Source organism: Geodermatophilus obscurus DSM 43160, assembly GCF_000025345.1.
GTDB classification, from domain to species: Bacteria; Actinomycetota; Actinomycetes; order Mycobacteriales; family Geodermatophilaceae; genus Geodermatophilus; species Geodermatophilus obscurus.
On the sequence record NC_013757.1, the window covers coordinates 3,041,228 to 3,065,035 of the forward strand.

The 23,808-nt window shown below is 72.8% G+C and carries 17 protein-coding genes and 1 pseudogene; 9 read left to right on the top strand and 9 right to left on the bottom strand.

What is annotated here, in order from left to right; genetic code table 11:
• Nucleotides 1-1,238: 1,238 nt before the first annotated feature.
• A complete protein-coding gene (locus GOBS_RS14240; RefSeq protein WP_012948965.1) occupies nucleotides 1,239-2,018 on the bottom strand; it encodes an MOSC domain-containing protein in 780 nt (259 codons plus the stop codon).
• A 372-nt stretch (nucleotides 2,019-2,390) separates the two neighbouring features.
• The gene (locus GOBS_RS14245) at nucleotides 2,391-3,200 is read right to left on the bottom strand and encodes an IS5-like element ISGeob3 family transposase (RefSeq protein ID WP_012948966.1); all 810 of its coding nucleotides are present in this window, start codon (nucleotides 3,198-3,200) and stop codon (nucleotides 2,391-2,393) included.
• 727 nt (nucleotides 3,201-3,927) lie between these two features.
• On the opposite strand from GOBS_RS14245, the gene GOBS_RS14250 reads away from it, so the two are divergent.
• The gene (locus GOBS_RS14250) at nucleotides 3,928-4,941 is read left to right on the top strand and encodes a TerC/Alx family metal homeostasis membrane protein (protein ID WP_012948968.1); all 1,014 of its coding nucleotides are present in this window, start codon (nucleotides 3,928-3,930) and stop codon (nucleotides 4,939-4,941) included.
• Between the two features lie 633 nt (nucleotides 4,942-5,574).
• On the opposite strand, the gene nhaA is transcribed toward GOBS_RS14250, so the two are convergent.
• The 3 genes from nhaA to GOBS_RS14265 form a co-directional block, all read right to left on the bottom strand.
• Nucleotides 5,575-6,966 (bottom strand): Na+/H+ antiporter NhaA, encoded by a 1,392-nt coding sequence (gene nhaA, locus GOBS_RS14255; RefSeq protein WP_012948969.1) that lies wholly within the window; start codon nucleotides 6,964-6,966, stop codon nucleotides 5,575-5,577.
• Nucleotides 6,967-7,063: 97 nt separating this feature from the next.
• Nucleotides 7,064-8,704 carry an ABC transporter permease gene (locus GOBS_RS14260; RefSeq protein ID WP_012948970.1) on the bottom strand — a complete coding sequence of 547 codons (1,641 nt, stop codon included), beginning with the start codon at nucleotides 8,702-8,704 and terminating at the stop codon, nucleotides 7,064-7,066.
• On the bottom strand, nucleotides 8,701-9,615 hold the full coding sequence (locus tag GOBS_RS14265) for an ABC transporter ATP-binding protein (protein ID WP_012948971.1): 915 nt from the start codon (nucleotides 9,613-9,615) through the stop codon (nucleotides 8,701-8,703). Before GOBS_RS14265 ends, GOBS_RS14260 begins: the two co-directional genes overlap by 4 nt.
• Before the next feature lie 723 nt (nucleotides 9,616-10,338).
• On the opposite strand from GOBS_RS14265, the gene GOBS_RS28875 reads away from it, so the two are divergent.
• Nucleotides 10,339-10,944 carry a hypothetical protein gene (locus tag GOBS_RS28875; RefSeq protein WP_243697505.1) on the top strand — a complete coding sequence of 202 codons (606 nt, stop codon included), beginning with the start codon at nucleotides 10,339-10,341 and terminating at the stop codon, nucleotides 10,942-10,944.
• A gap of 274 nt (nucleotides 10,945-11,218) precedes the next feature.
• On the opposite strand, the pseudogene GOBS_RS29750 reads toward GOBS_RS28875, so the two are convergent.
• A pseudogene (locus GOBS_RS29750) lies at nucleotides 11,219-12,331 on the bottom strand (cytochrome P450); the annotation flags it as partial.
• The gene (locus GOBS_RS14280; protein WP_012948973.1) at nucleotides 12,328-12,507 is read right to left on the bottom strand and encodes a hypothetical protein; all 180 of its coding nucleotides are present in this window, start codon (nucleotides 12,505-12,507) and stop codon (nucleotides 12,328-12,330) included. The pseudogene GOBS_RS29750 and the gene GOBS_RS14280, both read right to left, overlap by 4 nt.
• A 1,427-nt stretch (nucleotides 12,508-13,934) precedes the next feature.
• On the opposite strand from GOBS_RS14280, the gene GOBS_RS14290 reads away from it, so the two are divergent.
• From GOBS_RS14290 to mnhG, 7 genes are all read left to right on the top strand, one after another.
• Entirely contained in the window at nucleotides 13,935-14,591 is a 657-nt protein-coding gene (locus GOBS_RS14290; RefSeq protein ID WP_166487401.1) for a hypothetical protein, read from the top strand.
• A 207-nt stretch (nucleotides 14,592-14,798) separates the two neighbouring features.
• Nucleotides 14,799-17,645: a hydrogen gas-evolving membrane-bound hydrogenase subunit E gene (gene mbhE / locus GOBS_RS14295; RefSeq protein WP_012948976.1), complete on the top strand. Its 2,847-nt coding sequence runs from the start codon at nucleotides 14,799-14,801 to the stop codon at nucleotides 17,643-17,645.
• The gene (locus GOBS_RS14300) at nucleotides 17,642-17,983 is read left to right on the top strand and encodes a sodium:proton antiporter (protein WP_012948977.1); all 342 of its coding nucleotides are present in this window, start codon (nucleotides 17,642-17,644) and stop codon (nucleotides 17,981-17,983) included. The genes mbhE and GOBS_RS14300 overlap by 4 nt, the downstream gene beginning before the upstream one ends.
• Nucleotides 17,980-19,539 (top strand): monovalent cation/H+ antiporter subunit D family protein, encoded by a 1,560-nt coding sequence (locus GOBS_RS14305; RefSeq protein WP_012948978.1) that lies wholly within the window; start codon nucleotides 17,980-17,982, stop codon nucleotides 19,537-19,539. The genes GOBS_RS14300 and GOBS_RS14305 overlap by 4 nt, the downstream gene beginning before the upstream one ends.
• Complete coding sequence (locus GOBS_RS14310; RefSeq protein ID WP_012948979.1) at nucleotides 19,536-19,955, top strand: Na+/H+ antiporter subunit E; 420 nt, start codon at nucleotides 19,536-19,538, stop codon at nucleotides 19,953-19,955. The genes GOBS_RS14305 and GOBS_RS14310 overlap by 4 nt, the downstream gene beginning before the upstream one ends.
• The gene (locus tag GOBS_RS14315) at nucleotides 19,952-20,212 is read left to right on the top strand and encodes an MrpF/PhaF family protein (RefSeq protein WP_012948980.1); all 261 of its coding nucleotides are present in this window, start codon (nucleotides 19,952-19,954) and stop codon (nucleotides 20,210-20,212) included. Before GOBS_RS14310 ends, GOBS_RS14315 begins: the two co-directional genes overlap by 4 nt.
• Nucleotides 20,209-20,568 (top strand): monovalent cation/H(+) antiporter subunit G, encoded by a 360-nt coding sequence (gene mnhG, locus GOBS_RS14320; RefSeq protein ID WP_012948981.1) that lies wholly within the window; start codon nucleotides 20,209-20,211, stop codon nucleotides 20,566-20,568. Before GOBS_RS14315 ends, mnhG begins: the two co-directional genes overlap by 4 nt.
• Nucleotides 20,569-20,602: 34 nt before the next feature.
• Here mnhG and GOBS_RS14325 read toward each other — a convergent pair whose 3' ends face one another.
• Complete coding sequence (locus GOBS_RS14325; protein ID WP_012948982.1) at nucleotides 20,603-21,958, bottom strand: glucose-6-phosphate dehydrogenase; 1,356 nt, start codon at nucleotides 21,956-21,958, stop codon at nucleotides 20,603-20,605.
• Entirely contained in the window at nucleotides 21,955-23,808 is a 1,854-nt protein-coding gene (locus GOBS_RS14330) for a glycoside hydrolase family 15 protein (protein ID WP_012948983.1), read from the bottom strand. The genes GOBS_RS14325 and GOBS_RS14330 overlap by 4 nt, the downstream gene beginning before the upstream one ends.

Genomic DNA, 23,808 nt, shown 5'->3' on the forward strand with positions numbered 1-23,808 from the left:
GCGACGGCGTCGCCGGCCGGTCACGGCCAGCGCCGAACACCTCAGGGCGGACGATTTCCGGTGGGACCGTGGTCCTCACCCGCCGGCACGGACGTGCCGACCCGAACGTCGAAGGAGCTCGCAGAGACCGGGCGCGCCGAGAACCGCGCCGGCGAGCGACTGCCCTACCCGGAGAACAGCCGGAGCCGGGTCAACGGCGTGGGTGCCAGGGAGGTGGCCGCCGAAGAGCCGAGTGCGGCGGCACACCAGGACCTGCCCGACCTCGTCCACTCCCCCCGCCCGGCACCGGCCTGCGCATCGGCTGGGCATGCGCCGTCCTACCCACGGCCGTCGACCTCGCAGCCGCCACGCTGACCGTTGCCGGCACCGTCATCCGTGAGGGAGATCGCAGCCTGGTCATCCAGGACGTTCCGAGATCCGATGCCGGCCAGCGCACCATCGCCCTGCCACCGCGAACGGGGCACCTGCTCCAGCGCCGCCTCACCCACCCTGGCGACCACCGAGGACCCGACGGTCATCTTCTCCGGCCCGTACGATCGCCTCCGCGACCGAGCAGGACCAGCGGTGACCTGCTCAAGGCCTCGACCGGGCCGGCCCCCTGGGTCACCTCGCACATGTTCCGGAAGACCGTGACCACCCGGCTCGACGAGGCCGGCCTGTCCACCGGCCAGATCGCCCTGACACTGCCCGTCACGCTCACCGGGGCCGATCGGGACCCCGAGGGCTCACGCAGCGCCGTCGCGCGCCCCAACGTCACGGGCTTCTTGCGACTCCAGCGGACAGTGGTACCGGGCCGGAGCGGCCTGCGAGCCGCTGACCCGCGGTGCTGCTCCCCCGATTGGACTCGAACCAACAACCCTGCGATTTGATCGCGGTCTTGTTTGCTGGCGCCCGCAGGCGTTGAACGCGCAGGTCGAAGGGGAAGCGAGTCGATGGTTGGACTCAGTGGACTACGGCTGTTGACGGCAGTATTGGATGAGTAATAGATGCATGGGGGCAGCTGACGGCGTTCCAGGACAACCTGAAGACGGTGCCCAGCGGCCCGACCACGACGCCGGTGACGAGCAGGGTGACCGCCAGTCCCCCGCTGCCTGGCCGTCGAGTACGTGCTCACGGACGCGCTCGCCGACCTCGAGCCGATTGTCTGCGAGTGACGTCGCCGAGCGGGGCCACTTCTCAGGCCGGCGGCTCGAGGCCCGCGAGAAGCAGCTGGAGACGGCGGAGGCTCGCCAGGTCGGTCAGCCGACGCGCAGACAGTCGCCGACCGCGACGGTCCCCGGCTCGAGCACCTCGCAGTACAGGCCGAAGGTCGCCCCGACTCCGAGCTCGGATTCCCGGCGGCCGCGGTAGGCCGTGATCAGGCGGAGCGTCTGCAGGTCGACAGCACCGGAAGCGGGGTCGCGCGTGGTCGCCGCGCAGCGCTTCACCGGGCCACCGCCCCGCAGTACCGCGCCGCCGATCCGCAGGAGCGTGCCACCCCACGAGTCCTCGAGGTGCGGCGTCCCGCCGACGAACTCGATCAGCATCCGGAAGCGCCGGGGATCGACCGAGGCGAGGCCCGACCGGCGCGCGAGCTCGGCGACGGAACTGCTGCCGAGGATCGTCGCGGGGTGCACGTCGTAGGCGGACTGCCGGGCCTGCACCAGGCGGACCCGTCTGCCGAGGAGATCGGAGAAGAAGGTGCTCCACTGCGGGCCCGCCACGACATCGGCGACGATGCTGCGCAGGCCCCACATGTCGGTGTCGATGGCGCCGGCGGAATCGACGGTGCCGGCGCACAGCACCTCGTCGCCGCTGACCACCTCGAGGCGGCGGCTGTCCTGGTCGAACCTCGCCGCCAAGGGCAGCAGATCGGCGTTGGCGGTGCAGCTCTGGAGCCGCCCCTCCCCGTCGGTCAGGAAGAACTGCCGGTCGCCGACGGCACCGTGCGTCGTCAGCTCGATCGAGGAGGGATGGTCCAGCGAGAGACCCTTGATCGGCGTGGTCGACAGGCGGACGACGCTCAGTGCGGCCAGCATGCACGCACCCTTCCACGCACCCGCCGCTGCGCGTCGGGAACGGGCCAGTGGGGTCCGCCCAGGGACAATCCCGAGGACGGTTGCCGTACCCGGCGTCTTACTCACGCAGGAGTCGGGCCGGCCCGCCTCTGACCTGCGGTTTCGCTGCCGGGCTGGCAGAACTTGAACCTGCGACCCCTAGACCCCCAGCCGTCGGCCGCGGGTTCGCCCGCGTTCGTCCAGAACCGTCTGTGCGAATCAAGCGGCATACGGAGCAACGGTGAACCGGGCCGAACGACCTCGGACAGAGCCCAATGGTGGTCAAGGACCGCTGTCCCCACCTGCGAGGCCCCCCCGGCCAGCTCGTCGGAATCCGTCGTCACTGAGGTTTTCTCAACGGATTGGTCGTTCGGCGCGGGTCAGGACGAGCGCTGCTTTGGTGACGGCGCCGATCCGCTGAGGGCACAGTCGGATGCGGTTGAGCGCCTTCCAGCGGGTCTTGAGCAGCGCGATCCCGCGTTCGCCTTCGGCGCGTAGGCAGCCGATGAGCTGGTTGCGGGCGAGGTTGTCCGGATGCAGGCCGTGGCCCTTGGTTGGGGTCAGCACGCCGGCGCCGGCGCCGTTGTAGCCCTTGTCGGCCAGCGCGGGCAGGCCCAGCAGGGCAGCTGCGGCCTGCAGCGCGCCGAGGAAGCCGGTGGCTCGGGCGGCAGCCAGGTCATGGGTCGAGCCGGGTTCGACGTCAGAGACTGCGACCGGGTGCCCGTCGGGGTCGCTGACGATCTGCACGTTGCCGCCGTGGGTGTGGTGCTTGCCGGAGAACCACAGGTCATGACCGGTGTCGGGGTTCTTCACTCGGCAGCGGTCGGTGCGGATGAGGGTGCCGTCAAGCACGACATGGGTCCAGCCGGCGGCCTTGCCGGCCTCGAGCACCTGGTGCAGGTCTGGTGCGTGGGCGGCGAGGGCGTCGATGCCTTCGTGCAGGTAGCGGTAGCCGGTGGCGATCGAGATCTTGGTGTCGGCGGCGAGCACCGTCATGTCGGCGTCCTCGCGAAACCAGCGCAGCACCAGCACCGCCTGCTCTCGGGCCGACGCGGCGCGGGCGCCCACGCCGGTGCCCCGGCGCAGCCGTTCGGCGATCAGCAGTTCGGTCAGCAGCGTGGCGGTTTCAGCGGGCACGTCGAGCGTGGCAGAGTAGGTGATCACGTGGGGTCCTTGCGGTGACGATCGTTCCTAGGCAGAACCGATCCTCGATGCGGGGCCCCACGCTCTATGCAGCGACACGCCCGACCGGCTGCTGACCTGCACTCTTCAACACAGGCAATCCAGTCGGCCACCAATCCGCTGAGAAAACCTCACTGAACGTGGCCGCGATGAAGGGGGTTGTCGACTACCGCTCCCCCATCACCGGGAGGGCCGTCGCCGGGAGCATCCCGCGGCCGCCGGTTGGTGCACTGCTTGTCCCCCAGTCACATCGGGGTCCGCCACGGTTCGCGACTGTGCAATCAGTGCAGATCAGAGGCCTCCGACGTTCGCCGGCGTCCGGCCCGGTGCGCCACCGTTCGGAGCGCGTTGCCGTACTGGTCGCTGTACGACTCCTCCGCGCCGGGCGTGTCGTCCACCTCAGCGCCGCTCCGACCCCGACCTGTCCGCTGCGGACGTAATCCGCCCGAGCCAACGCAGGTGGCGTTGACAAGTGAATTCACGCAGCGGCCGGAGCCTTCTCCAGTGACGGGCTGGTCATGGATCGGCTCCGCGTGTCCGGGCGACCGGGTCGCCGCCTCGCCGCGAGCGGCATCTCGGGCGCCACGTCAGCCCGGTGCCCGTCGCCCGACGACCGGGGCGGCAGATTCAGCCGGCAGCCCGGCGGGCATCCCACCGGGCGCACCTGTGGCATCGGCAGGGGGCACCCGGCGACAGGACGGAGACCGGCGTGGTCGAGATCAGCGGACTGACCTGGGCGCTCACCATCGCCTTCGTGCTGGCCCTGCTGGCGGTGGACCTGGTCCTGGCCGCGGTCCGCCCGCACCGCGTCGGCTTCCGCGAGGCCACGGCATGGTCGGTGTTCTACATCGCCGTGGCCGTGGCGTTCGGCGTGTGGTTCACCGTGGCCTACGGCGGCGGACCCGGCACCGAGTACTTCGCCGGATACGTCGTCGAGAAGAGCCTGTCGGTCGACAACCTCTTCGTCTTCGTCATCATCATGACGACCTTCTCGGTGCCCGAGGAGCACCAGCACAGAGCGCTCACCTTCGGCATCGTCCTGGCCCTGATCATGCGGGCGATCTTCATCGCGCTGGGCGCGACGCTGCTGTCGCTGTTCTCCTTCATGTTCCTGCTGTTCGGCCTGCTGCTGATCTACACGGCCGTGCAGTTGTTCCGGCACCGCGACGAGGACCCCGACATCGAGGACAACGCGATGGTCAAGGCCGCGCGCCGGTTCCTGCCGGTCACCCCCGACTACGTCGGGGGCCGGCTCACCACCCGGGTCCAGGGCCGGCGCATGGTCACGCCGCTGTTCGTCGTGCTCATCGCGATCGGCAGCATCGACCTGCTGTTCGCCCTCGACTCCATCCCGGCCGTCTTCGGGGTGACCTCCGAGCCCTACATCGTGTTCACCGCCAACGCCTTCGCCCTGCTGGGACTGCGGGCGCTGTTCTTCCTCGTCAAGGGCCTGCTCGACCGGCTGGTCTACCTCTCCGCCGGGCTGGCGATCATCCTCGCCTTCATCGGCGTCAAGCTGATCCTCCACTGGGCCCACGTCGACATCGACCCGCGCGTGCCGGAGATCCCCACCCCGCTCAGCCTGGGCGTCATCGTCGTCGTACTCGCCGTCGTCACCGTCGCCAGCCTGGCCAAGACCCGCCGCGATCCCACCGCCAAAGCCCACCCTGGGTCGCTTCGCGCGACCCGCGCTCGACATGACGAACGACAACAGCGGCCGTAGGTCGGAGAGGAGCCGCCGAGCCCGGGACCGGTGACGGCATCACCGGGGTGGTCGCCTCGCTGCTGAGCCAGAACAGCGTCTCACTCTCGTTCGCTGCGATACATCTGTGCAGGTTGACCGGTACACGGCGAATGAAGGCGAACGGGCCCGAATGGACCCCAATGGTGGTCGAGAAACGTCGCTCCAGACTGCCCGAACTCGGCTTCTCTCGCGCGGGAGGCGGCAAGCGGACTGGAAGTGCAGGTGAGGTGCTTGCCGTACTCCTCGCCCCCGCGGGGAGGGTGCCGCCCACTCCGTTCGTAGCCGGCCTGCCCGTCGTCGAGGCCGCCCCGATGGCCAGGTGGTCGACGAAGTGGTCGGGGCGGCGCCGTGCCAGTGCTACTCCCCCGATGAGCGCTCCACGCCGTCGCCCGGACGTATGGCAACGACGCCGCCGCTGCGGACCGGCCAGGCCGATCCTCTCGGTGACGTGCAGGGTCCGGCCGCCGGCGATGGGACGTCTCGGCATGGGCTGGTCCGCACCCAGTCGAAGCCACGGAGCGAGTTCCCGGGTCGGCAGCCCCGGTCACCGCGTGCCGCCAACACGAGGGACGGCTCGTTCGCCCAGCCTGCCTCGCGGCTCATCCGGCCGGGTCAGCGCTTCCCCTCGGGCGGTCGGCCATCCGACTGGTGACGACGGTTGGAGCGTTCGGTGACCGTCTCGGCGGGGACGTGTGAGCCCGGTGGCTGGAACACGTCGGGGATGCCGTCGGCGTCGGCGTCGCGGGCCTCGGCCTCGGCGATGCGCCGGTACCGGCGGTCCCGCAGCCGCAACAGGACCGTGGCCAGCAGCGCCGCCAGCAGGGTGCCGGCGAGGACGCCGACCTTGACGTGCTCGTCGCGCAACGTCCCGGCGCCGAACGCCAGCTCCCCGATCAGCAGCGAGACGGTGAACCCGATGCCGGCCAGCAGCGACAGCCCGATGACGTCGGGCCAGCCGAGGTCGCGGTCGAGCTCGGCGCGGGTGAAGCGGGCGACCAGCCAGGTGGCCGCGGTGATCCCGATGACCTTGCCCACGACCAGGCCGACGATGATGCCGACCGCGACGCTGTCGGTCAGCGCCGCGCCCAGCCCGGACAGCCCGCCGACGGTGACCCCGGCGGAGAAGAACGCGAACACCGGAACTGCCACACCTGCAGACAGTGGGCGGACCAGGTGCTCGAAGTGCTCGGCCAGCCCCGGTCCGGCCTCGGGTCCGCCGGCGGCCTGGCTGCGGACCACCGGCACGGTGAAGGCCAGCAGCACGCCGGCGACGGTGGCGTGCACACCGGACTCGTGCACCAGCACCCAGGTGAGCGTCGCCAAGGGGAGAAGCAGCCACCAGGACCGGATCCGCTTCTGCACCAGGAACCTGAAGACCGCCAGCGGGACCAGCGCCAGCAACAGCGGCGTGACCGCCAGCGAGGACGTGTAGAAGATCGCGATGATCGTGATGGCCAGCAGGTCGTCGACGACGGCCAGGGTGAGCAGGAAGGTCCGCAGCGCCGCGGGCAGGTGGGTGGAGATCACCGCCAGGACGGCGAGGGCGAAGGCGATGTCGGTGGCGGTCGGGATCGCCCACCCGGCCAGCGCCCCGTCGCCAGCGTTGGCGTTGATCGCCCAGTACAGCAGTGCCGGTGCGGCCATGCCGCCGACCGCCGCGGCGATTGGCAACGCCGCTCGACGCGGGTCACGCAGGTCACCGGCGACGAACTCGCGTTTGAGCTCCAGGCCTGCGACGAAGAAGAAGATCGCCAGCAGTCCGTCGGCGGCCCAGGTGCCCAGCGTGAGGTCCAGGTGCAGCGCAGCTGGCCCGACCCGGGTGTCACGCAGGGTCTCGTAGGCGGCCGACCAGGGGCTGTTGGCCCAGGCGAGGGCGAGCACCGCGCCGACGATGAGCAGGACGCCGCCGACCGTCTCCTTGCGGAGGATGCCGGCGATGCGGCGGGTCTCAGGCCAGGAGCCGCGGTCGAACAGCCGGAAGGAGGTGGGGGCAGGGGCGGACAAGAGATCAGCTCCGGGAAGTGGTGGAGGGGTCGGCTGTGACTTGCCGACCAGACTTCCCGGCACACCGACTGCAAATGATACCGGCGGCCCGTCCGGATCAGCCGGTCAGGTCGCGGTGGCCGTAGCGGCGGCATCCGGCCCAGGCCAGCAGCGTCGCGACGGCGAGCATGCCGGCCGCCCCGGCGGCGTTCCACGGCTCCGCCGGAACCGCGGACAGGTGCGCGAACGGGGAGAACCAGCGGATCGCGCCGGGCCAGCCGAGGGTGTCGGCGAGCACGAGCAGCAGGAAGCCGCCGGCGGCCGGCAGCACCCCGACGGCGAGCACCGCCGACCGTGCCCAGCCCAGCGCCGCCAGCGCCGCGCCGAGGCACAGCAGCGCGGCCGGCACGACGCTGAGCGCGCCGGCCAGCGCCTCACCCAGGCCGGGCCCGGCGTCCACCCGGGACGCGCCGGCCCAGGTGGCCAGGCCCGCCGCGGCGGCCAGGACGACCACGGCGGCGGCGACCGCGGCGGCCTCCGTCGCCGCCCAGCGGGTCCGGGACACCGGCAGCGCATACAGCAGCGCCAGCCGTCCGGCGGTCTCATCGGTGGCGAGCGCGGCGATCCGGGCCGCGGCGAACGACCCGATCGGGATGGCCAGCAGCGCGTACAGCGCCGACACGTAGCCCTCCACCGACCCCAGCTGCGCGAAGCCGGCTTGCGCGGCCATCCGGGCGAAGGCCGGGTTGTCCCGCAGGAAGCTGGTCATCGACGTGGCGAGCAGGCCGATGACCACGAAGTAGGTCATCAGCCCTGCCGTCCACACCATCAGCGGGCGGCGGGTGCGGTGCACGGCCAGGCCGGGCAGGGACCGCAGCAGCCGGCTGGGCGCCGTCCGCCGGTCCGGCCCGGCGAGCCGGGCACCGCCGAGGTCGCGGCCGGACGCCATTCGGATGGCGGCAGCCGCCGGTGCCGCGGCCAGCCCCGCGAGGACCAGCAGGGGCAGCACCCGGTCATCGGCGAAAGGCCCCACCCGGCCCAGCAGCCCGAACGGGCTGGCCCATGACAGCCAACCCACCACGGGCGCGCCGTCGGCGACCATCCGGGCCAGCAGGCTGCCCAGCAGGACCGCGACCGCCAGGCCCGACGCCGACCGGCGCTCGGGCAGCAGCTGCGCAGCCAGGCAGCCCAGAGCCGCCCCGACCATCCCGGTCCCGGCCAGACACGCACCGAACAGCACCGATCCGGTCACGGCGGCCCCCGCGAGCACCATCGCGATCGCAGTCGCCGCTCCCGCCGTCGCCGCTGCGGCGAGCACCACGCCGAGGACCAGCGCCACCAGCGAGCGCACCCTCAGCCGCCCGCCGAGCAACAGATCACACCGCCGGGCCTCCTCATCGCCCCGGGTCAGCCGGGTCACCGTCAGGGCCGCCCATATACCGACCAACGCCGCCAGCCCGGTGCCGACGCGCCAGACGGTGAAGCCACCGGCGTCGTCGAGCGCGACCGGCGGGCCGAACAGCGTGCGGATCGCCGGGTTCTCCGCCAGCGCCGTCAACGACGCCGTGCCGAGGGCGCCGCCGAGGCTGCGGTACTGCACCACCACCAGCGCGCTCATCCCGGCGCACACGATGGCCACGATGAGCGTGCCGCGGCGGACCTGCCGGAGCGCCGCCGTCGTGACCGTCCGCCCCGCGGACCGCGGCGGCTGCGGCCCGGTGACGGCCGGCGCGCGGGTCGGGGCGGTCCGGGTGGTCATGCCGGCACCTCCCCGTAGTAGTCGAGGAAGATCTCCTCCAGCGAGGGCTCCCGTACCTCGAGTCGGGTGACGTCGGCGTCGGCCAGCGCCCGCAGCACCGCACCCGGCGGCCCGCTCAGCGACAGCTCCAGCCGCACCGGCGTCGGCCAGCGCAGCCCGGTCACCTCCGGCAGGGCCGCCAAGCGCTGCAGGCCCGGCGCCGGCGCCGCGAGGTCGGCAACCAGCTCCATCCGCCGCAGCCGGCGCAGCTCCTCCAGCCCGGCCACCTCCACCAATCGACCGCTGCGCAGGATGCCCACCCGGGAGCACACCGCCTGCACCTCGGCCAGCAGGTGCGAGCTGAGGAACACCGTCTGACCGCGCGCGGCCGCCTCGGCGATGCAGGCCCGGAACTCCCGCTCCATCAGCGGATCCAGTCCGCTGGTCGGCTCGTCGAGGACCAGCAGCGGCGCCCGGGTCGCGAACGCGGCGACGAGGGCGACCTTCTGCCGGTTGCCGGTCGAGTACGTGCGGGCCCGCCTGTCCGGGTCCAGCGCGAAGCGCTCCAGCAGCTCCTTCCGGTAGCCCAGGTCGGTGCCGGGGCCGACGCCGGCCAGCAGGTCCAGGCACTCCCGGCCGGTCAAGGACGGCCACAGCGCGACGTCGGCGGGCACGTAGGCCAGCAGCCGGTGCGCCCGCTTGACGTCGGCGGCCGGGACGCCGAACACCTCGGCGGTGCCCGCGGTCGGACGCAGCAGGCCCAACAGAAGGCGGATGGTCGTGGACTTCCCCGCGCCGTTCGGCCCGAGGAAACCGAAGACCGCTCCGGGCGCCACGTCCAGCGACAGGTCGGCCACCGCCTCGGTGGCGCCGAACCGCTTGCTCAGTTCATGCGCGCGCAGCGCATGAACGGACGACGAGGTGGTGGCCATTGCCGGCTCCTGGCAGTCGGGGACACGACTGCCGACCAGGCTTCCCGGCGCACCAGAGGGGACGGTAGACCCGCCGACAGGCCGCCGGGAAGGACCTCGGTCGGCGCCCGCTCACAGTCGCTGCGTGAAGGGCCAGTCGCTCCGGTCCTGCTGGCCCCGCACCGCTGTCGGGCCTGGACCATCGAGCACGCACCATCGCGGCCCGCGCGTGCTGACGAACGGGTACGGCGCAGCAGCGCCAGCCAGACGTCGACGTCGCGGCGACGGCGGAAAGCGGGAGGATTTGCAGTACTCAGGAGACCACGGGCGAACGAGTCGTCGGGCTGCACTGTGCACTGCTGAGCTACGGCAAGCGCCGGCCGCCCAGCATGCCGGAGCGGGACCTGGCCGCACCGGTTCCGCGGCGCGCACCGTCTCGGTGGAGTGCTCCGCCTGTCAGGGGCCTCGCTGTGGGGGGTGCCATGCCGTCGTCGTCTTCGTTCTCCGCTCCCGGCTCCACTCAGATCGGTAGCGCCGACCCGGGCGCCGTCACCGTTTCGCGTACAGACCGCCCATGTGCGGTTCCGCCACTCGACATGGGGACGACACCATTGACCTTCGGGGACCGCCATGGCTGAGGATTCCCTGCGGGCCCTCGGTCCGGACCGCAGCGCAGGCGGTGGACAGTCCACAGCTCTGCGGGGAGCACACCGTCTGACGGTCGGCGTGCTCACCACCCTCTACGTGGCCGTGGCGCTGCTCGGTGCCCTGGGTGCCGGTCTCATCGTGATGTTCGTCGTGGTCCCCGCAAGCGGACTGCTGGGCGCTGTGGTCGCTCGAGCAGTCCATCGAGCGCTCCACCCCGGTCTGGAGGCTCCCTTCACGCTCTACCTGCCCGCCGCGGTCAGGACCGGTCTGTTCGGTCCCTTCGTCATCGGCATGGACTCCCTCGGTGAGGACAGCGTGTACGTCTTCATCGTCCTCACCCTCCTGTGCACGGTGGCGGGTGTGGGATGGGCTCACGCACTCGGCTCGGACGACGCCGTTCCACGGCCTCAGGAGCCGTCGCGGCTGCCGGATGCCGAGCTCTCCTCCCTGCGCGACCTCCTCGGTGCTCTGCCCGTCGACGAGCTGCTGCACGAGTGGCGCTGGAGCAAGCAGCGGCTGCGCACCGATCCCCACAGGGCTGTCCAGCTCCGCGACCTCCTCCTCGAAGAGATCCAACAGCGTGACCCGGCAGGCTTTCGGGCATGGCTGCTCGACGGACTCGAGCGCGACCCCGGGGACCACATCCGCGGCGACGATGCCGGCGGGACGATGACAGGCCGGCCTTCCGGGCCGGGCCGCTGATCCGCCGGTATCGCAGACCGCGACGCGACGGTGACCGGACGAGGTCTGGCGACCGGCAGCCGCGTGCCCGCCGCCCCATCCCAGCGCGGTCGGCTGCGTCGCCGTCCCCCGCAGCTGCGGACGACCGCTGCACCGGCCGCGAGGCCGGTCCCGCCGTCTTGACCGCGAGGTGAGCAGCTGCCCTCGGGGAGGTGCAAGACGTCGCGACCGGGGCACGTGCCGGGCCCTGCGCTGAAGGGGACCAGCGGCCAGTCCTCCCCCCCGTGCGCCCGCGCAGCCACAGCTCGGGGGCGAACCGGTGCGCCTCGGGCAACCGGGTGGAGTCCCGGTGGAAGAACGGCGTGAAGACGAGCACCGAGGCGCCTGCCGGGAGCACGCCGCTCTCCCAGCGCGTCGCCCCGGTGGTGTCCCGCAGGATCGCCGGCGTGGTCGGCCACAATCGCAGCGACTCCAGGAGGACGGCGCGCAGGTACGGCAGGTCGGGCGCCGCCGGCAGCTCGGTCCGGGCCCGCGGCACGGCGTCCGGGTGGGCGGCCAGCAGGGCGAGGGCCCGGAAGGAGGCCCACGTCATCGCGTCGAAGGCGAACAGCCACTGCGGGATCTGCTGGTGTGGCTCCGTTCCCGGGGCGGCCGGGGTACCGGCCGCCAGGCCCGCCAGGCTCCGGGGCTCGGCCGCCTGTACGTAGTCGGCCATCCGCTGCAGGAACCGCCGGCGAGTGGTCGGCGCCGACGGGGCGAGCAACGAGTAGTTGGCCCTGCGGCGCAGCCGGAGGAGGTCGTCGGTCACGTCCTCGTCGTCTCGCGCCCCGTCACCCAGGACGGCGCGGCGGATCGCCCGCCACCAGGCTGCCGACCAGGTTCCCCAGGTGAGCTCACCGGCCTGGTCCACCTCGGCGACGAGGCGCTCGGCCTCCTCGGCGACCGCGACGCTGATCGGACCGGCGAGGCGGTGCACCGGGGACCCGGTGTCGAGAACGGTCTCGTTGAACGGACGCCGGCGGGCCGTCTCCTCCGGCCCGGAGATGAGAACACCTCCGGTTTGGAAGTGGGCAAGTGCCGCGGACTTCTCCCGGGTGGCTGCGGTGAACGGCCGGGCGTCCCGGCCAGCACGCGCTGCACGTGTTCGGGCGACAGGACGACGGTGAGCTCTCGGCCGGGGATCCGCACCCGCACCGGACCGGGCCCGTAACGGTCGCGCAGCCGTCGCATCCAGCGGACCGCGCGGGCGTCCGCGCCGGTCCGCTCGGCCAGGGCCCTCGCACGCGGACGGCGGACGATCGCGCCCCGCGCGACAACGGGGGAGCACGACCGTCGCCACGGTCCGGGCCCCGTCGGGGACGGACATCGCGGGGACGAGCGGTGACCCCGGCCTCACGCCGGACGTCATCGGCGGCCGACATGCTCGGCGGAGCCTGTACGAGCCGACACCGCCCGCCAGATGACCAGACCCAGCAGGGCCGAGCCGAGCACCAACAGCACGACGACCCAGAGCGCCAGCTCCAGCAGCGTCCCCAGGAAACCACCGGCCAGCGCCAGCAGCAGGACGAGCACGATCCACAACACGGAGACCTCCTCGGAAGAAGTGGACGCCGACCATCTGCCTCGGGCGGAGACCCGCACACGGTGCGTCCCCGGCATGGACGGCGCCTCGGGGGTTGCCGGGCCCGGGCACCGGCACGGCACAGGGCTCGGACGCCGACACGTCGATGCCGTCGAGCGCATCGGCCGGCGCTGCGACCCGCTGTCCCGGGGCACGGTGTGGCCACCGGTCACGGGATCCGCCCCGAGCGGGTCGGGGCTCTGCCTCGGCCGTGGTCGAGGAAGGAGGGTCCTTCTCGGCTCGGGCGTGCCACGACCGGCGGCTGGAACCGGCCGCATCCCGACCGCTCACGCTCCTCGAGGTACTCGTCCGTCGCAGACGGGGGCCTGTCGATGTCACGCGCCCACCGTGACCGTGCCCAGGTCAACGGGCGACCGGGACGGGACGCTGCTCGCACTCGGCAACCTCGCCGATCACTTCTTCGCCGACCGGGGCTCTCCTCCGCGTCCGGGGGCCGCCTCAGCATCGGGGTCGGCAAGCGCGGACGTGCACCGAGGGAGGAGGCCGGGAGCGTTGGTCACCAGGGCTCACCCACCCACGGTCGACGTCCGGCGCCGTTCGGCCGCACACGGGGCGCTCCCGTCGGACCTGCGGATCCGGGCGGCCGGCGCCGCGTCAGCCGTGATCCGCCGATCCGTGACAGCCCACGACTCGAGGGCGGCATGGAGCCTCGCTCCGCCGCCGACCCCGGCACGGCTCCTGACGCCTCCGATCGAGGGACGGGCACTGACATGACCGACCATCCACACGACGCACCCCTCCGCGACGAGCACACGTCCGGCGGCGGACGAGGGCGGGCCTGGTCCACGCCGACGAGCCGCTCACGCCACCGGTCGCCCTCGGGTGACGGCAGGTTCGCCGAGATCTCGGGCCGCTCACCGGACGACGCCCCCGGCGAGCCCGGCACGGCCACGGTCGCAGGCTCCCTCCGACTCGCTGCCGGACTCGGCGAGGGGGAACGCCGTCTCCTGGTGAGGCGACTGGCGCGCCTGGACGCCCAGCTGGCCCGCTACCGAGCCGACCAGGTCGACATGGAGCTGTCCGTCAAGGACCGAGGGGGCCGTGGCCAACGCCTGACCCTGGAGTGCTGGATCGCAGGTCGTCCACGTCTGGTGGCCAGCTCGGCGGACCACGACCTGGACACGGCCGTGAGCCGAGTACGCGAGGGGATGCGACGCCAGCTCGACGACACCGCCACCCGACGCGAACCCCGGAACAACCGCCTGCTGCGGCGCTCGACCCGAACCGCCCGCGGGACGCCGAAGCCGGAGCCGGACGGGCTCACCGTCGACGTCCGACCGGCGACCCCGTCTCCGGAGGTCCACTGATGCCGGATCGGACGGAGCGAACGGACCACGGGCCGAGCGAGTTGGAGCGATCCCTGGTCCGAGTGGGCAGGCGGGCCCTCGGCATCCTCTACGGAGGAGTGGCGCTCTTCGGCGTCCTGCACCTGGACCCGTCGACCACGCTGCTGGTCGTGCCGTTCTTCGCCGTCCTCGTCATGGGTCTGCGCTGGTCGATGCACCAGGCGCTGCTCATCGAGGCCACCCCGTCGATCGCGTTCCTACTCCCGGCCGCGACCGTGGGTGCGCTGTTCGCACCGTTCGTCATGGGCATCCACCAGCTGGGCGACCGTGGCGTGCACCTACTGCTCGCCCTGGTCGGACTGCTGACGATCCTGGGCTCCCACTGGCTCTGCCGCCTGGAGGTGCCGACGGGACAGGCCCCCGTCGACGGCCAGTCCGCTCCACCACCGCCCCGGTCGACGGAGGCGCCCCATCACCCACCCCATGAGCTGCTGCAGAGCCTGACTCTCGAGGACCTGGTCGACGAGTGGCGGCGCAGCGACGAGCTGTTCCACCCGACGTCTCTGGCTGACCCCCGCGCGGCCGCCGACTGGCGAGGTGGCCTCCTCGATGAGCTCGAACGCCGTGACCCGCGCGGTTTCGACCACTGGGTGCTCGACGGCATGACCCGTGGACCCGAGCACCACATCCGTGCTGGCTCGGATGGAGCCGCCACCGGATCGGACGACCCGACTCGGTGACGTCCGGCGACGAGTGCCCAACGGGACACGCGTCAGCAAGCCCGCCCGCGGGTACGCGCCACCGGACTGCAGACGAAGTCCCCGACTACGCCGACAGCCAGCCGCCGCCGATGCGGGCAAGGGGAGGACGGCAACCGTGATGGTGGCCTGCCGGACGATAGCCGCGGCCACGGCCCCGATTACTTCCACGAGCACACCGGGACAGCCGTGATCCTGCTCGTGGCCCTGGTGGCCATGGCGGTGCTGGCCGTGGCCGCCCCACTCCTGTACCGCCGGCTTGGCCGCGACACCGGCTACCTGCTGGCCGCCGGGTTCGCGGGGGTGGGCGGGCTGCTGGCGACCGGAGCGCCCACCGTGCTCGACGGCGGAGCGGTGACCGCCTCGTGGACCTGGCTGCCGTCCCTGCAGGTGTCGTTCGCCCTGCGTCTCGACGGACTGGCGGGGCTGTTCTGCCTCATCGTGCTGGGCGTCGGCGTGCTGATCATGGCCTACTCCCCCCGCTACATGGGCGACAGCAGCCGGAACGGCGTCGTCTACGGGCTCCTGACCCTGTTCGCCGGCGCGATGCTGGGCCTGGTCCTCGCCGCCGACGTCGTGCTGCTCTACGTGTTCTGGGAGCTGACCACGGTCTGCTCCTTCGTCCTCATCGGGACGGCCGGGCAGGTGGCCGTGAAGCCGGGTCGCCGGGCGCTGCTGATCACCGCGGCCGGGGGCCTGGCTCTGCTGCTCGCGGTGATCATGCTGTCGGTCGTGGTGGGGACCACCGACCTGGCCACGATCCTCGCCGAGCGGGACCAGGTGCTCGCCTCTCCGTTGGCCTGGCCCATCGGTGCACTGATCGCCACGGCGGCCTTCACCAAGTCCGCCCAGTTGCCCCTGCACTTCTGGCTGCCCGGCGCCATGGTGGCGATGACCCCGGTGAGCGCCTATCTGCACGCGGCGACCATGGTCAAGGCCGGCATCTACCTGCTGATGCGCACCACCCCGCTGTTCGCCGATCAGCCGGCCTGGTCGGCGCTGCTGATCACCGTGGGGTTGGCCTCGGCGGTGGCCGGCGCGTTCATGGCGCTGCGGGAGCACGACCTCAAGGCGATCCTGGCCCACTCGACGGTCAGCCAGCTGGGCCTGTTGATCGCCGTGATCGGCGTCGGCACACCCGTGGCGCTGGCCGCTGCCATGCTGCACACCTTCGCCCATGCGCTGTTCAAGGCGACGTTGTTCATGCTGGTCGGGATCATCGACAAGGAGACCGGCAGCCGCGACATCCGGGAGCTGTCCGGCCTCCGCCGGGTCATGCCCGTCACCGCCACGGTCACCGGCCTCGCGGCCCTGTCCATGGCCGGCGTGCCGCCGATGCTGGGGTTCGTCAGCAAGGAGTACCTGTTCCAAGGGCTGCTGCAGGCGGACTTCGCCCCCTGGGCCGGTGCCGTCGCCGGAGCCCTGGGCGTCACCGCCTCCGCGCTGACCTTCGCCTACGGCATGCGGATCGTCTACGGCGCCTTCGGTGGACCGACCCGGCAGCCGGACCTCTACGAGCCGTCGGCAGCCTTCCTCGCGCCCGCCGCGCTGCCGGCTCTCGCCGGCCTGGCGTTGGGTCCCGGCATCGACCTGCTCAATCCGATGGTGACCCGTGCGGCCGCCGACGTGGTCTACGTCGGAGCCGTGCCGGATTTCTCGTTCTGGCACGGTCTGAGTCCCGAGGTGGTCATGTCGGCGATCACCATCGCCGTCGGCAGCCTCCTGTTCCTGCGGCGGAAACCGGTCGACCGGGCTCTACAGCGCCTGCGGTTGCCCGACGGGGCAGCGCTGTTCGACCGCACCCACGATGCGGTCCTCGCCCTGGGATCCGCCGTCGGGCGGCCGGACCGGGCCACCGCCCTCGCCGCTCACCTCGCCCGGCCCGTGATCGTCCTGGTGGTGCTGGGCGCGGTGGGGCTGACCGCCGTCGGAGGGCTGCCCGCACGCCTACCGACCGACCAGCCCCTGGACTGGCCGGTACTGGCACTGCTCGCCCTCGCAACCGGGGGCACCGTGATCACCCGCTCCGCCTTGGCCGCACTCGGGCTGGTCGGGATCGTCGGCCTCGTGGTGGCGGTCTGGTTCCTGCTGGCCGGCGCCGCGGACGTCGCTCTGACCCTTCTGCTCGTCGAGGTGCTGACCGCGGTGGTCGCCGTCCTGGTGCTCCGTTCCCTGCCGCCGCGCTTCGGGCGCGCCGGTCGCCCGGGGGCGGTCCTCGCCGCCGGCCTGGGCATCGCGTTCGGAGTGGCCGCCGCGACCGCCACGTTCGCCTTCACCGGACGCCGCGGGCTCTCCGAGACCGGCGCCTGGTTCCTGGAGTCCGCGGAGCCGGAGACCGGCGGGACCAACGTGGTCAACACCATCCTCGTCGACTTCCGCGGCATGGACACCATGGGCGAGGCGATCGTGCTCGGTGCCGCGGCCATCGGCCTGCTCGTCCTGCTCGGCGGGGAGCCCACCCAGCGCGGGTCCGGCGGCGCGCCGACCCAACCCGGGCAGACCGACGGCGGTCTCGTGCTGCAGGTCGCCGGCCGGGTCCTCATCCCCGGGATGGCCGTGCTGTCGGCCTACCTGCTGTGGCGCGGCCACGACGAACCCGGTGGCGGCTTCATCGCCGCACTGGTCGGCGGGATCGCGGTCGGGCTGCACCAGGTCGGCAGGGGCTTCCCCGGGCTGCCGCGCCTCCTGCGGCCGGAGCCGCTCGTAGGGGTGGGCCTGCTCCTCGCACTCGGCACCGGAACGGCCGCCGCTCTCCAGGGCGATCCGTTCCTCACCCCGTTCGACGTCCCGGTGCTGAGCACAGTCGGCATCGGCTCGGCCCTGCTCTTCGACCTGGGCGTGTACCTCCTCGTGCTGGCACTGCTGGTCACGGCGTTCGACCGGCTCGGCGCCGGGGCGGTCCGACCGTCCCCCTCGCCTGGTGACGTCCGGCCGTCGGTGCCGGCAGCGCACTCCCGGCCCGCTCCCGGCGACCGTCCGCACGGCCGTCATGGCGCAGCCGCCGAGGCGCTGCCCACCCGACGGGCAGCGTCATGACCGCCGCGATCGCCGTGGGCCTCCTGGTGGCCGGGGGTGTCTACCTCGTCCTGCAGCGCGGCCTGGTCCGCGTGGTCATCGGCTTCATCCTGCTCGGGCACGCGGTCAACGTCCTGGTGCTGTCCGCGGGCGGGATGGCCCGGCGCGGCCTGCCGCTGATCGGACAGGGTGACCCCGATCAGGCCGCGGACCCGCTGCCGCAGGCCTTCGTGCTGACCGCCATCGTCATCACCTTCGGCATCACCGTGTACCTGCTCGCCCTCGCGCGGGCGGGCAGCGCAGCGGACGAGGAGAACCGGTCCGACGGCCCGGCCGACCCGGACGGGGAGTCGCGGTGAGCGGCGGCCTGGTGGTGCTGCCGGTCGTGGCCCCGCTGACAGCAGCCGGGCTGCTGGTCCTGCTCGGCTCCACGAGAGCCGGTATCTCCCTCGTCATGCGCCGCGTGGCCGGTGTGGGCGTCAGCACCGGCGTCCTGGTCGTGGCCGCCGTCCTGCTCACCGCGGCGATGGACGGCCAGCGGCCCGTCCTGCGGCTCGGTGGTTGGCCGTCCGGCATCGCGATCACGCTGGTCGCCGACGTCTTCAGCGCCCTGGTGGTGACCGTCACAGCCCTGCTGGTCGTGGCGTCCCTGGTCTTCGCGGCGGCCACCGGGGAGGACCAGGACCCCTCCTTCATCCCCTTGGCCCTCGTCCTGTCCACCGGCGTCTACGGGGCGCTGCTGACCGCCGACCTGTTCAACCTCTTCGTCTTCGTCGAGGTGATGCTCGTCCCCAGCTACGTCCTGCTCACCGCGGGAGGCGGGCGGCAACGGCTGGCCGCGGGCCGGCTTTACGTGACGGTCAACCTGCTGGCCTCCACCGTCTTCCTGGGCGGCATCGGGCTGGTGTACGGCGTCACGGGCACGGTCAACCTCGGCGAGCTGGCGGGGGCCGCCGCAGCGGGGCCGGCCGCCGCGCTGGCCGGTGCAGTCGTTCTCCTGGCGATGGCGGTCAAGTCCGCCGTGGTGCCCCTGCACAGCTGGTTGCCGGGCACCTACTCGGCGACCGGTCCGGCGGTGACCGTGCTCTTCTCCGGCCTGCTCACCAAGGTGGGCGTCTACGCGCTGATCCGCATCTACGCCGTGGTCTACGACGGCGACCGCCGGTACCTGTGGCTGCTCATGGCCGCCGCACTGCTCACCATGGTCGTCGGTGTGCTCGGTGCCGTCGGCGAGAAGGCCGTGCGGCCGGTGCTCACCTTCCACATGGTCAGCCAGATCGGGTACATGCTGCTCGGGCTGGCCCTGTTCACCGGGGCCGGCCTGGCCGCGGCCGTCTTCTTCCTGGTCCAGTACGTGCTGGTCAAGGCGGCACTGCTGATGGTCGCCGGTGCGGTGGAGGTGGGCTACGGCACCGGGGAGCTGGCCCGGCTGGGCGGGCTGATGCGTCGCGAGCCGGCGCTGGCGGTGGCGTTCGCCGTCTCGGCGCTGGCGCTGGTCGGCATCCCGCCGCTCTCGGGGTTCGTGGCCAAGCTCGGCCTGGCGACGGCCGCGGTGGCGGAGCGGCAGCACCTGGCCGCCGCCGTCGTGGCCGGGGTCAGCCTCTTGACGCTGACGTCGATGCTCAAGGTGTGGAACGCGGTGTTCTGGCAGCCGGCGCCTGACGGCGACCGGGCCGACGAGGGCCCGCACGACGCCGACTCCCGGGCACCGAGCCCCCACGACGACGCGGAGCGCAGCGCCACGACCGGTGTCCGTACCCGGCTGCGGCCGGCGCTGACGGCACCGGCCCTGCTGCTGACCGGCCTGTCCGTGGTGCTCGGGTTGTGGGCCGACCCGCTGCTGACGGTCGCCGCCGCGGCCGCTGACGGGCTGGTCGACACCGGGGGGTACGTGACGGCGGTGACCGCCCGATGAGCAACCCGGACGCCTCGTCGGCACCGCGCCGGGCGCTCCTCCGCAGCAGGCGCGTCGCGGCCTTCGCCGGCAACTACCTGCTGCGGTTCCTGCGGGCCAACTACGAGGTGGCGAAGGAGATCGTCACGCCCGGTGACGGGCTGGCGCCCGCGATAGTCGAGGTGCCGCTGCGCAGCCGCACCCGGTTCGAGATCGCCTCGTACATCAGCCTGGTCAGCCTCTCCCCGGGCACGGTGGCCCTGGCGCTGAGCGAGGACCGCTCCCGGCTGGCCGTCCACGGCATGCACGCCGGGGACCCGGAGCACTTCCGCGCGGACCTGCGCGCGCTCGAGGAGCAGATGCTGGCGGCCTGGCGCTCGGGCGACGCCGGCTACGCCGTCGCTGATGACGCCCCTACCGAGAGGAGAACGACGTGATCCTGCTCGACGCCGCCCTCGTCGTCCTGGCGCTGGCACTCGTCGTGGCGACGGTGCGCCTGGTCGTGGGCCCCACGGACGCCGACCGTGCGCTGGGCGTGGACCTCGGCTTCGCGGTGGTGATCGCTGCCGTCGCTCTGCTGGCCGTGCGCCTGGACGCGCCCGCCCTGCTCGACCTGGTCCTCGTCGCCACCCTGGTCGGGTTCCTGTCGACGGTGGCCTTCGCCCGGCTGGTGGCCACGAGGTCGTCGTCGTGACCGTCCAGACGGTGGTCGGCGACGTCTTCGTCGCACTCGGCGTCTTCCTCATCGGGGTCGCGGCGATCGGGCTCCTGCGCCTGCCGGACGTCTACAACCGGGCCAACGCGGTCGCCAAGGCCGCCAGCCTCGGCCTGGTGCTGGTGTTGCTGGGGGTCGTGGTGCTCACGCCGGGCGTCACGGCGGTGGTGGTCCTGCTGGTCGCCATCGCGCTGCAGTTGTTCACCGTCCCCATCGCCGGCTACAAGATCGGAGAGGCCGCCCTCCTCTCCGGCGCGCCGGTGACCCCCGGCACCCACTGCGACGACCTCGGGGACCGCTACGGACGGGACGAGGCACCGCCCACCGCACGGTGAGCGGACCGCTGACGTGCGCCGTCCCGGCAACAGCTCAGGCCGCGGGTCCCGCCGACCCGGCCGGGTAGTCCAGCAGGGGCACCTCGCTGGCGGCCCAGGCGGCCAGTACCGGTTCGACGATGCGCCAGCTCTCCTCGGCCTCGACGTCGCTGATCGACAGCGTGGTGTCACCGTCGAGCAGCTCGCGCAGCAGCAGCCCGTAGGCGGGCAGGTCGTGGGGCGCCAGCCGCGCCGCGAGCACCTCCCGTTCGAGGTCGAACGGATCCCCCGCGCCGTTGAGGTTGACCTCCAGCGCGATGGCGTCGGGGGACAGCGAGAGCCGCAGCAGGTCGGGCTCGGGCTCCGCGTCCAGGAACGGCAGGTGCGGCACCGGTCGGAACCGCACGACGATCTCCTGCCGGTCGGCGCCCAGGGCCTTGCCGGTACGCAACCGGAACGGCACCCCGGCCCACCGCCAGTTGTCCACGGTCACGGTGACCTCGGCGTAGGTCTCGGTCTGCCGGGCCGGGTCCACGCCCTCCTCGTCGGCGTAGCGCGGCAGCGCACGGCCGGCCGCGGTCCCCGCGGTGTACCTGCCGCGCACGCTGCCGGTCCGCACGTCGGCCGGTGGCTGGACGGCGCGCAGCACGTCGGCCTTGCGGGCCGGCAGGGAGTGTGCGTCCACGGCCAGTGGGGGCTCCATCGCCACGATCGCGAGCAGCTGCAGCAGGTGGTTCTGCACCATGTCGCGCAGGGCGCCGGCCTGGTCGTAGTAGCCGGCCCGTCCCTCCAGGCCGAGGGTCTCGTCGGCGACGATGTCGACGCGCTCGACGTGGGCGGCGTTCCAGATCGGCTCGAAGACCCGGTTGGCGAACCGCAGGCCGAGGATGTTGAGCACCGTCTGCTTGGCGAGGAAGTGGTCGACCCGGAACACCGCCTCTTCGGGCAGCAGCCGGTGCAGCAGCTCGTTGAGCGCGCGGGCGTCGGCCTGGTCCGCGCCGAACGGCTTCTCGACGACGACCCGTGCGCCCTCCGGCAGCCCGACCTCGGCCAGCGCGGTGAGCGTGGGGCGGAAGAGGGTGTGTGGCAGGGCCAGGTAGACCACCGGCTCGCCGTCGACCCGAGCCAGCGCGGCGCGCAGGTCGGCGGCATCGGTGACATCCCCCTGCACGTAGCGCAGGCGGTCGACGAGCCGTTCGTGCGTCTCCCTCGACAGGTCGCCGGCATGCGCGGCCAGCCGGTCGCGGGCCCAGCTCCGGTACGCGTCGTCGTCCCACTCCTCCTGGGCGACGGCGAGCAGTTCGCTCCCCTCCGGAAGGACGCCGGTGTCGTACAGCCGGGCCAGCGAGGGCAGCAGCAGCCGCCCGGTGAGGTCGCCGGAGCCGCCCAGGACGACGAACGAGCGGCTCACCGCGCGCTCCGCCCGGCCGCCTCGGCTCGCGCGAGATTGGCGCCGCTGGCGATCAGCCCCAGGTGGCTGAAGGCCTGCGGGAAGTTGCCGAGGAAGGCGCCGGTGCCCGGGTCGATCTCCTCCGACAGCAGGCCCAGGTGGTTGGCCCGGCCGCACAGCGATTCGAACAGCGTGTGCGCCTCGTCCAGCCGCCCCTGCCCGGTCAGGTTGTCGGCCAGCCAGAAGCTGCAAAGCAGGAACGCGCCCTCCCCGCCGGGCAGCCCGTCGTCGGACTCCTCGTGCAGGTAGCGGTAGAGCAGGCCGTCGCCGGCATCCAGGTGCCGGCGCACCGCCTCGGTCGTGGCCACCATCCGCGGGTCGTCGAAGGGCAGCAGACCGCGCAGCGGCAGGGTGAGCAGCGAGGCGTCCAGGCCGCCGCGCTGGCCGCCGTCATCGTCGGCGAGCTGCTCGGTGAACGACCCGCGGTCGGGGTCCCAGGCCCGGTCCAGCACCGCTGACCGGATCCGGTCGAGCTCGGCGCGCCACCGGTCGCGCGGGTGGTCCAGACCGCGCGCCTCGGCGATCCGCAGCGCCCGCTCGACGGCGACCGCGCACAGCGCCACCGAGTAGGTGAACGGCCGCCCCGCGCTCCGGACCTCCCAGATGCCGTGGTCGGGAGTCCTCCAGTTCGCGATGGCGGCCTCGGTGAGGTCGCACAACGCCGCCCACAGGTGGTCGTCGACCCGGCCCCCGGACCTCACCCACCCCCAGGCGACGTCGAGCAGCTCGCCGTAGACGTCGTGCTGGGTCTGCCCCGCCGCGCCGTTGCCCCAGCGCACCGGCGCCGAGCCGCGGTAGCCCGAGAGGGCCGCGTCCTCCTGCTCGGGCGGCGGCTGGCCACCGTCCAGGGCGTACATCAGGTGCGGTTGCCCGTCCCGCTCGACGTTCGTGAGCGTCCAGGCCAGGAACGCCTCCGACTCGCTGGGCATCCCGACCTGGCGCAGCGCGTAGGTGGAGAACGCGGCGTCACGCACCCACGTGAAGCGGTAGTCCCAGTTGCGCACGCCGCCGATCTCCTCCGGCAGGGACGACGTCGCCGCGGCCGTGATCGCCCCGCTGGGCACGTGGTCGAGCATCTTGAGCGCCAGGGCCGAGCGCAGCACCAGACCGCGCTGGGGACCCTCGTACTGCAGGTTCCCGGCCCACGACCGCCAGGCCTGGGCGGTCTGGTGCACCAGTCGGGCCGGGTCGGCGCGGTCGAGCAGCCGGGTGCTGCCCGACCAGTGCAGGGAGGCGGTCAGCCGCTCCCCGGCACGAAGCCGCACCGCTCCCCCGATCGACCCGTCGGGAGCGACCTCGAGGTCGTGCGAGCACCACAGCACCAGGACGAGGTCGGGGCGCGCCGGCCAGTGGATCCGCCAGGCGCCGCTCTCGCGGGTGACGCGGACGTCGTCGCGGACAGCCAGCCGCACGTCGAGCTCGGCCGCGCCGGAGACCACCCGCGCGACCCGCAGCAGCTCGCTGCGTCCGGCCGGCACCAGCTCCCCCAGATCGGCGCCGGAGCGCAGTGCCATGCAGTCGGTGAGCTCCACGACGCCGTCCGGACCGGTCAGCTCGGTGATCAGCACGTTGCTCTCGTCGAGGTAGCGCTGGCCGCCGGCCCGCAGTCCGCGCGGGGCCATGGTGAAGGCGCCGCCGCGATCGGTGTCGAGCAGCCCGGCCAGCAGCGGCGGGCTGTCGAACTCCGGCAGGCACAGCCAGGGGATCGACCCGTCGCGGGCGACCAGGGCGCAGGTGGCGCCGTCCCCGATCAGCCCGTGCTCCTCGATGGGCAGGTATCCGTCGACGCGGGAGAGCGGACGAGTCAGCAC

What these genes read in the sequence shown, in the direction of transcription:
- GOBS_RS14310 (WP_012948979.1), top strand. Translation starts at nt 19,536, where the DNA reads ATGAGCAACCCGGACGCCTCGTCGGCACCGCGCCGGGCGCTCCTCCGC.
- GOBS_RS14260 (WP_012948970.1), bottom strand. Translation starts at nt 8,704, where the DNA reads ATGACCACCCGGACCGCCCCGACCCGCGCGCCGGCCGTCACCGGGCCG.
- GOBS_RS14240 (WP_012948965.1), bottom strand. Translation starts at nt 2,018, where the DNA reads ATGCTGGCCGCACTGAGCGTCGTCCGCCTGTCGACCACGCCGATCAAG.
- GOBS_RS14300 (WP_012948977.1), top strand. Translation starts at nt 17,642, where the DNA reads ATGACCGCCGCGATCGCCGTGGGCCTCCTGGTGGCCGGGGGTGTCTAC.
- GOBS_RS14265 (WP_012948971.1), bottom strand. Translation starts at nt 9,615, where the DNA reads ATGGCCACCACCTCGTCGTCCGTTCATGCGCTGCGCGCGCATGAACTG.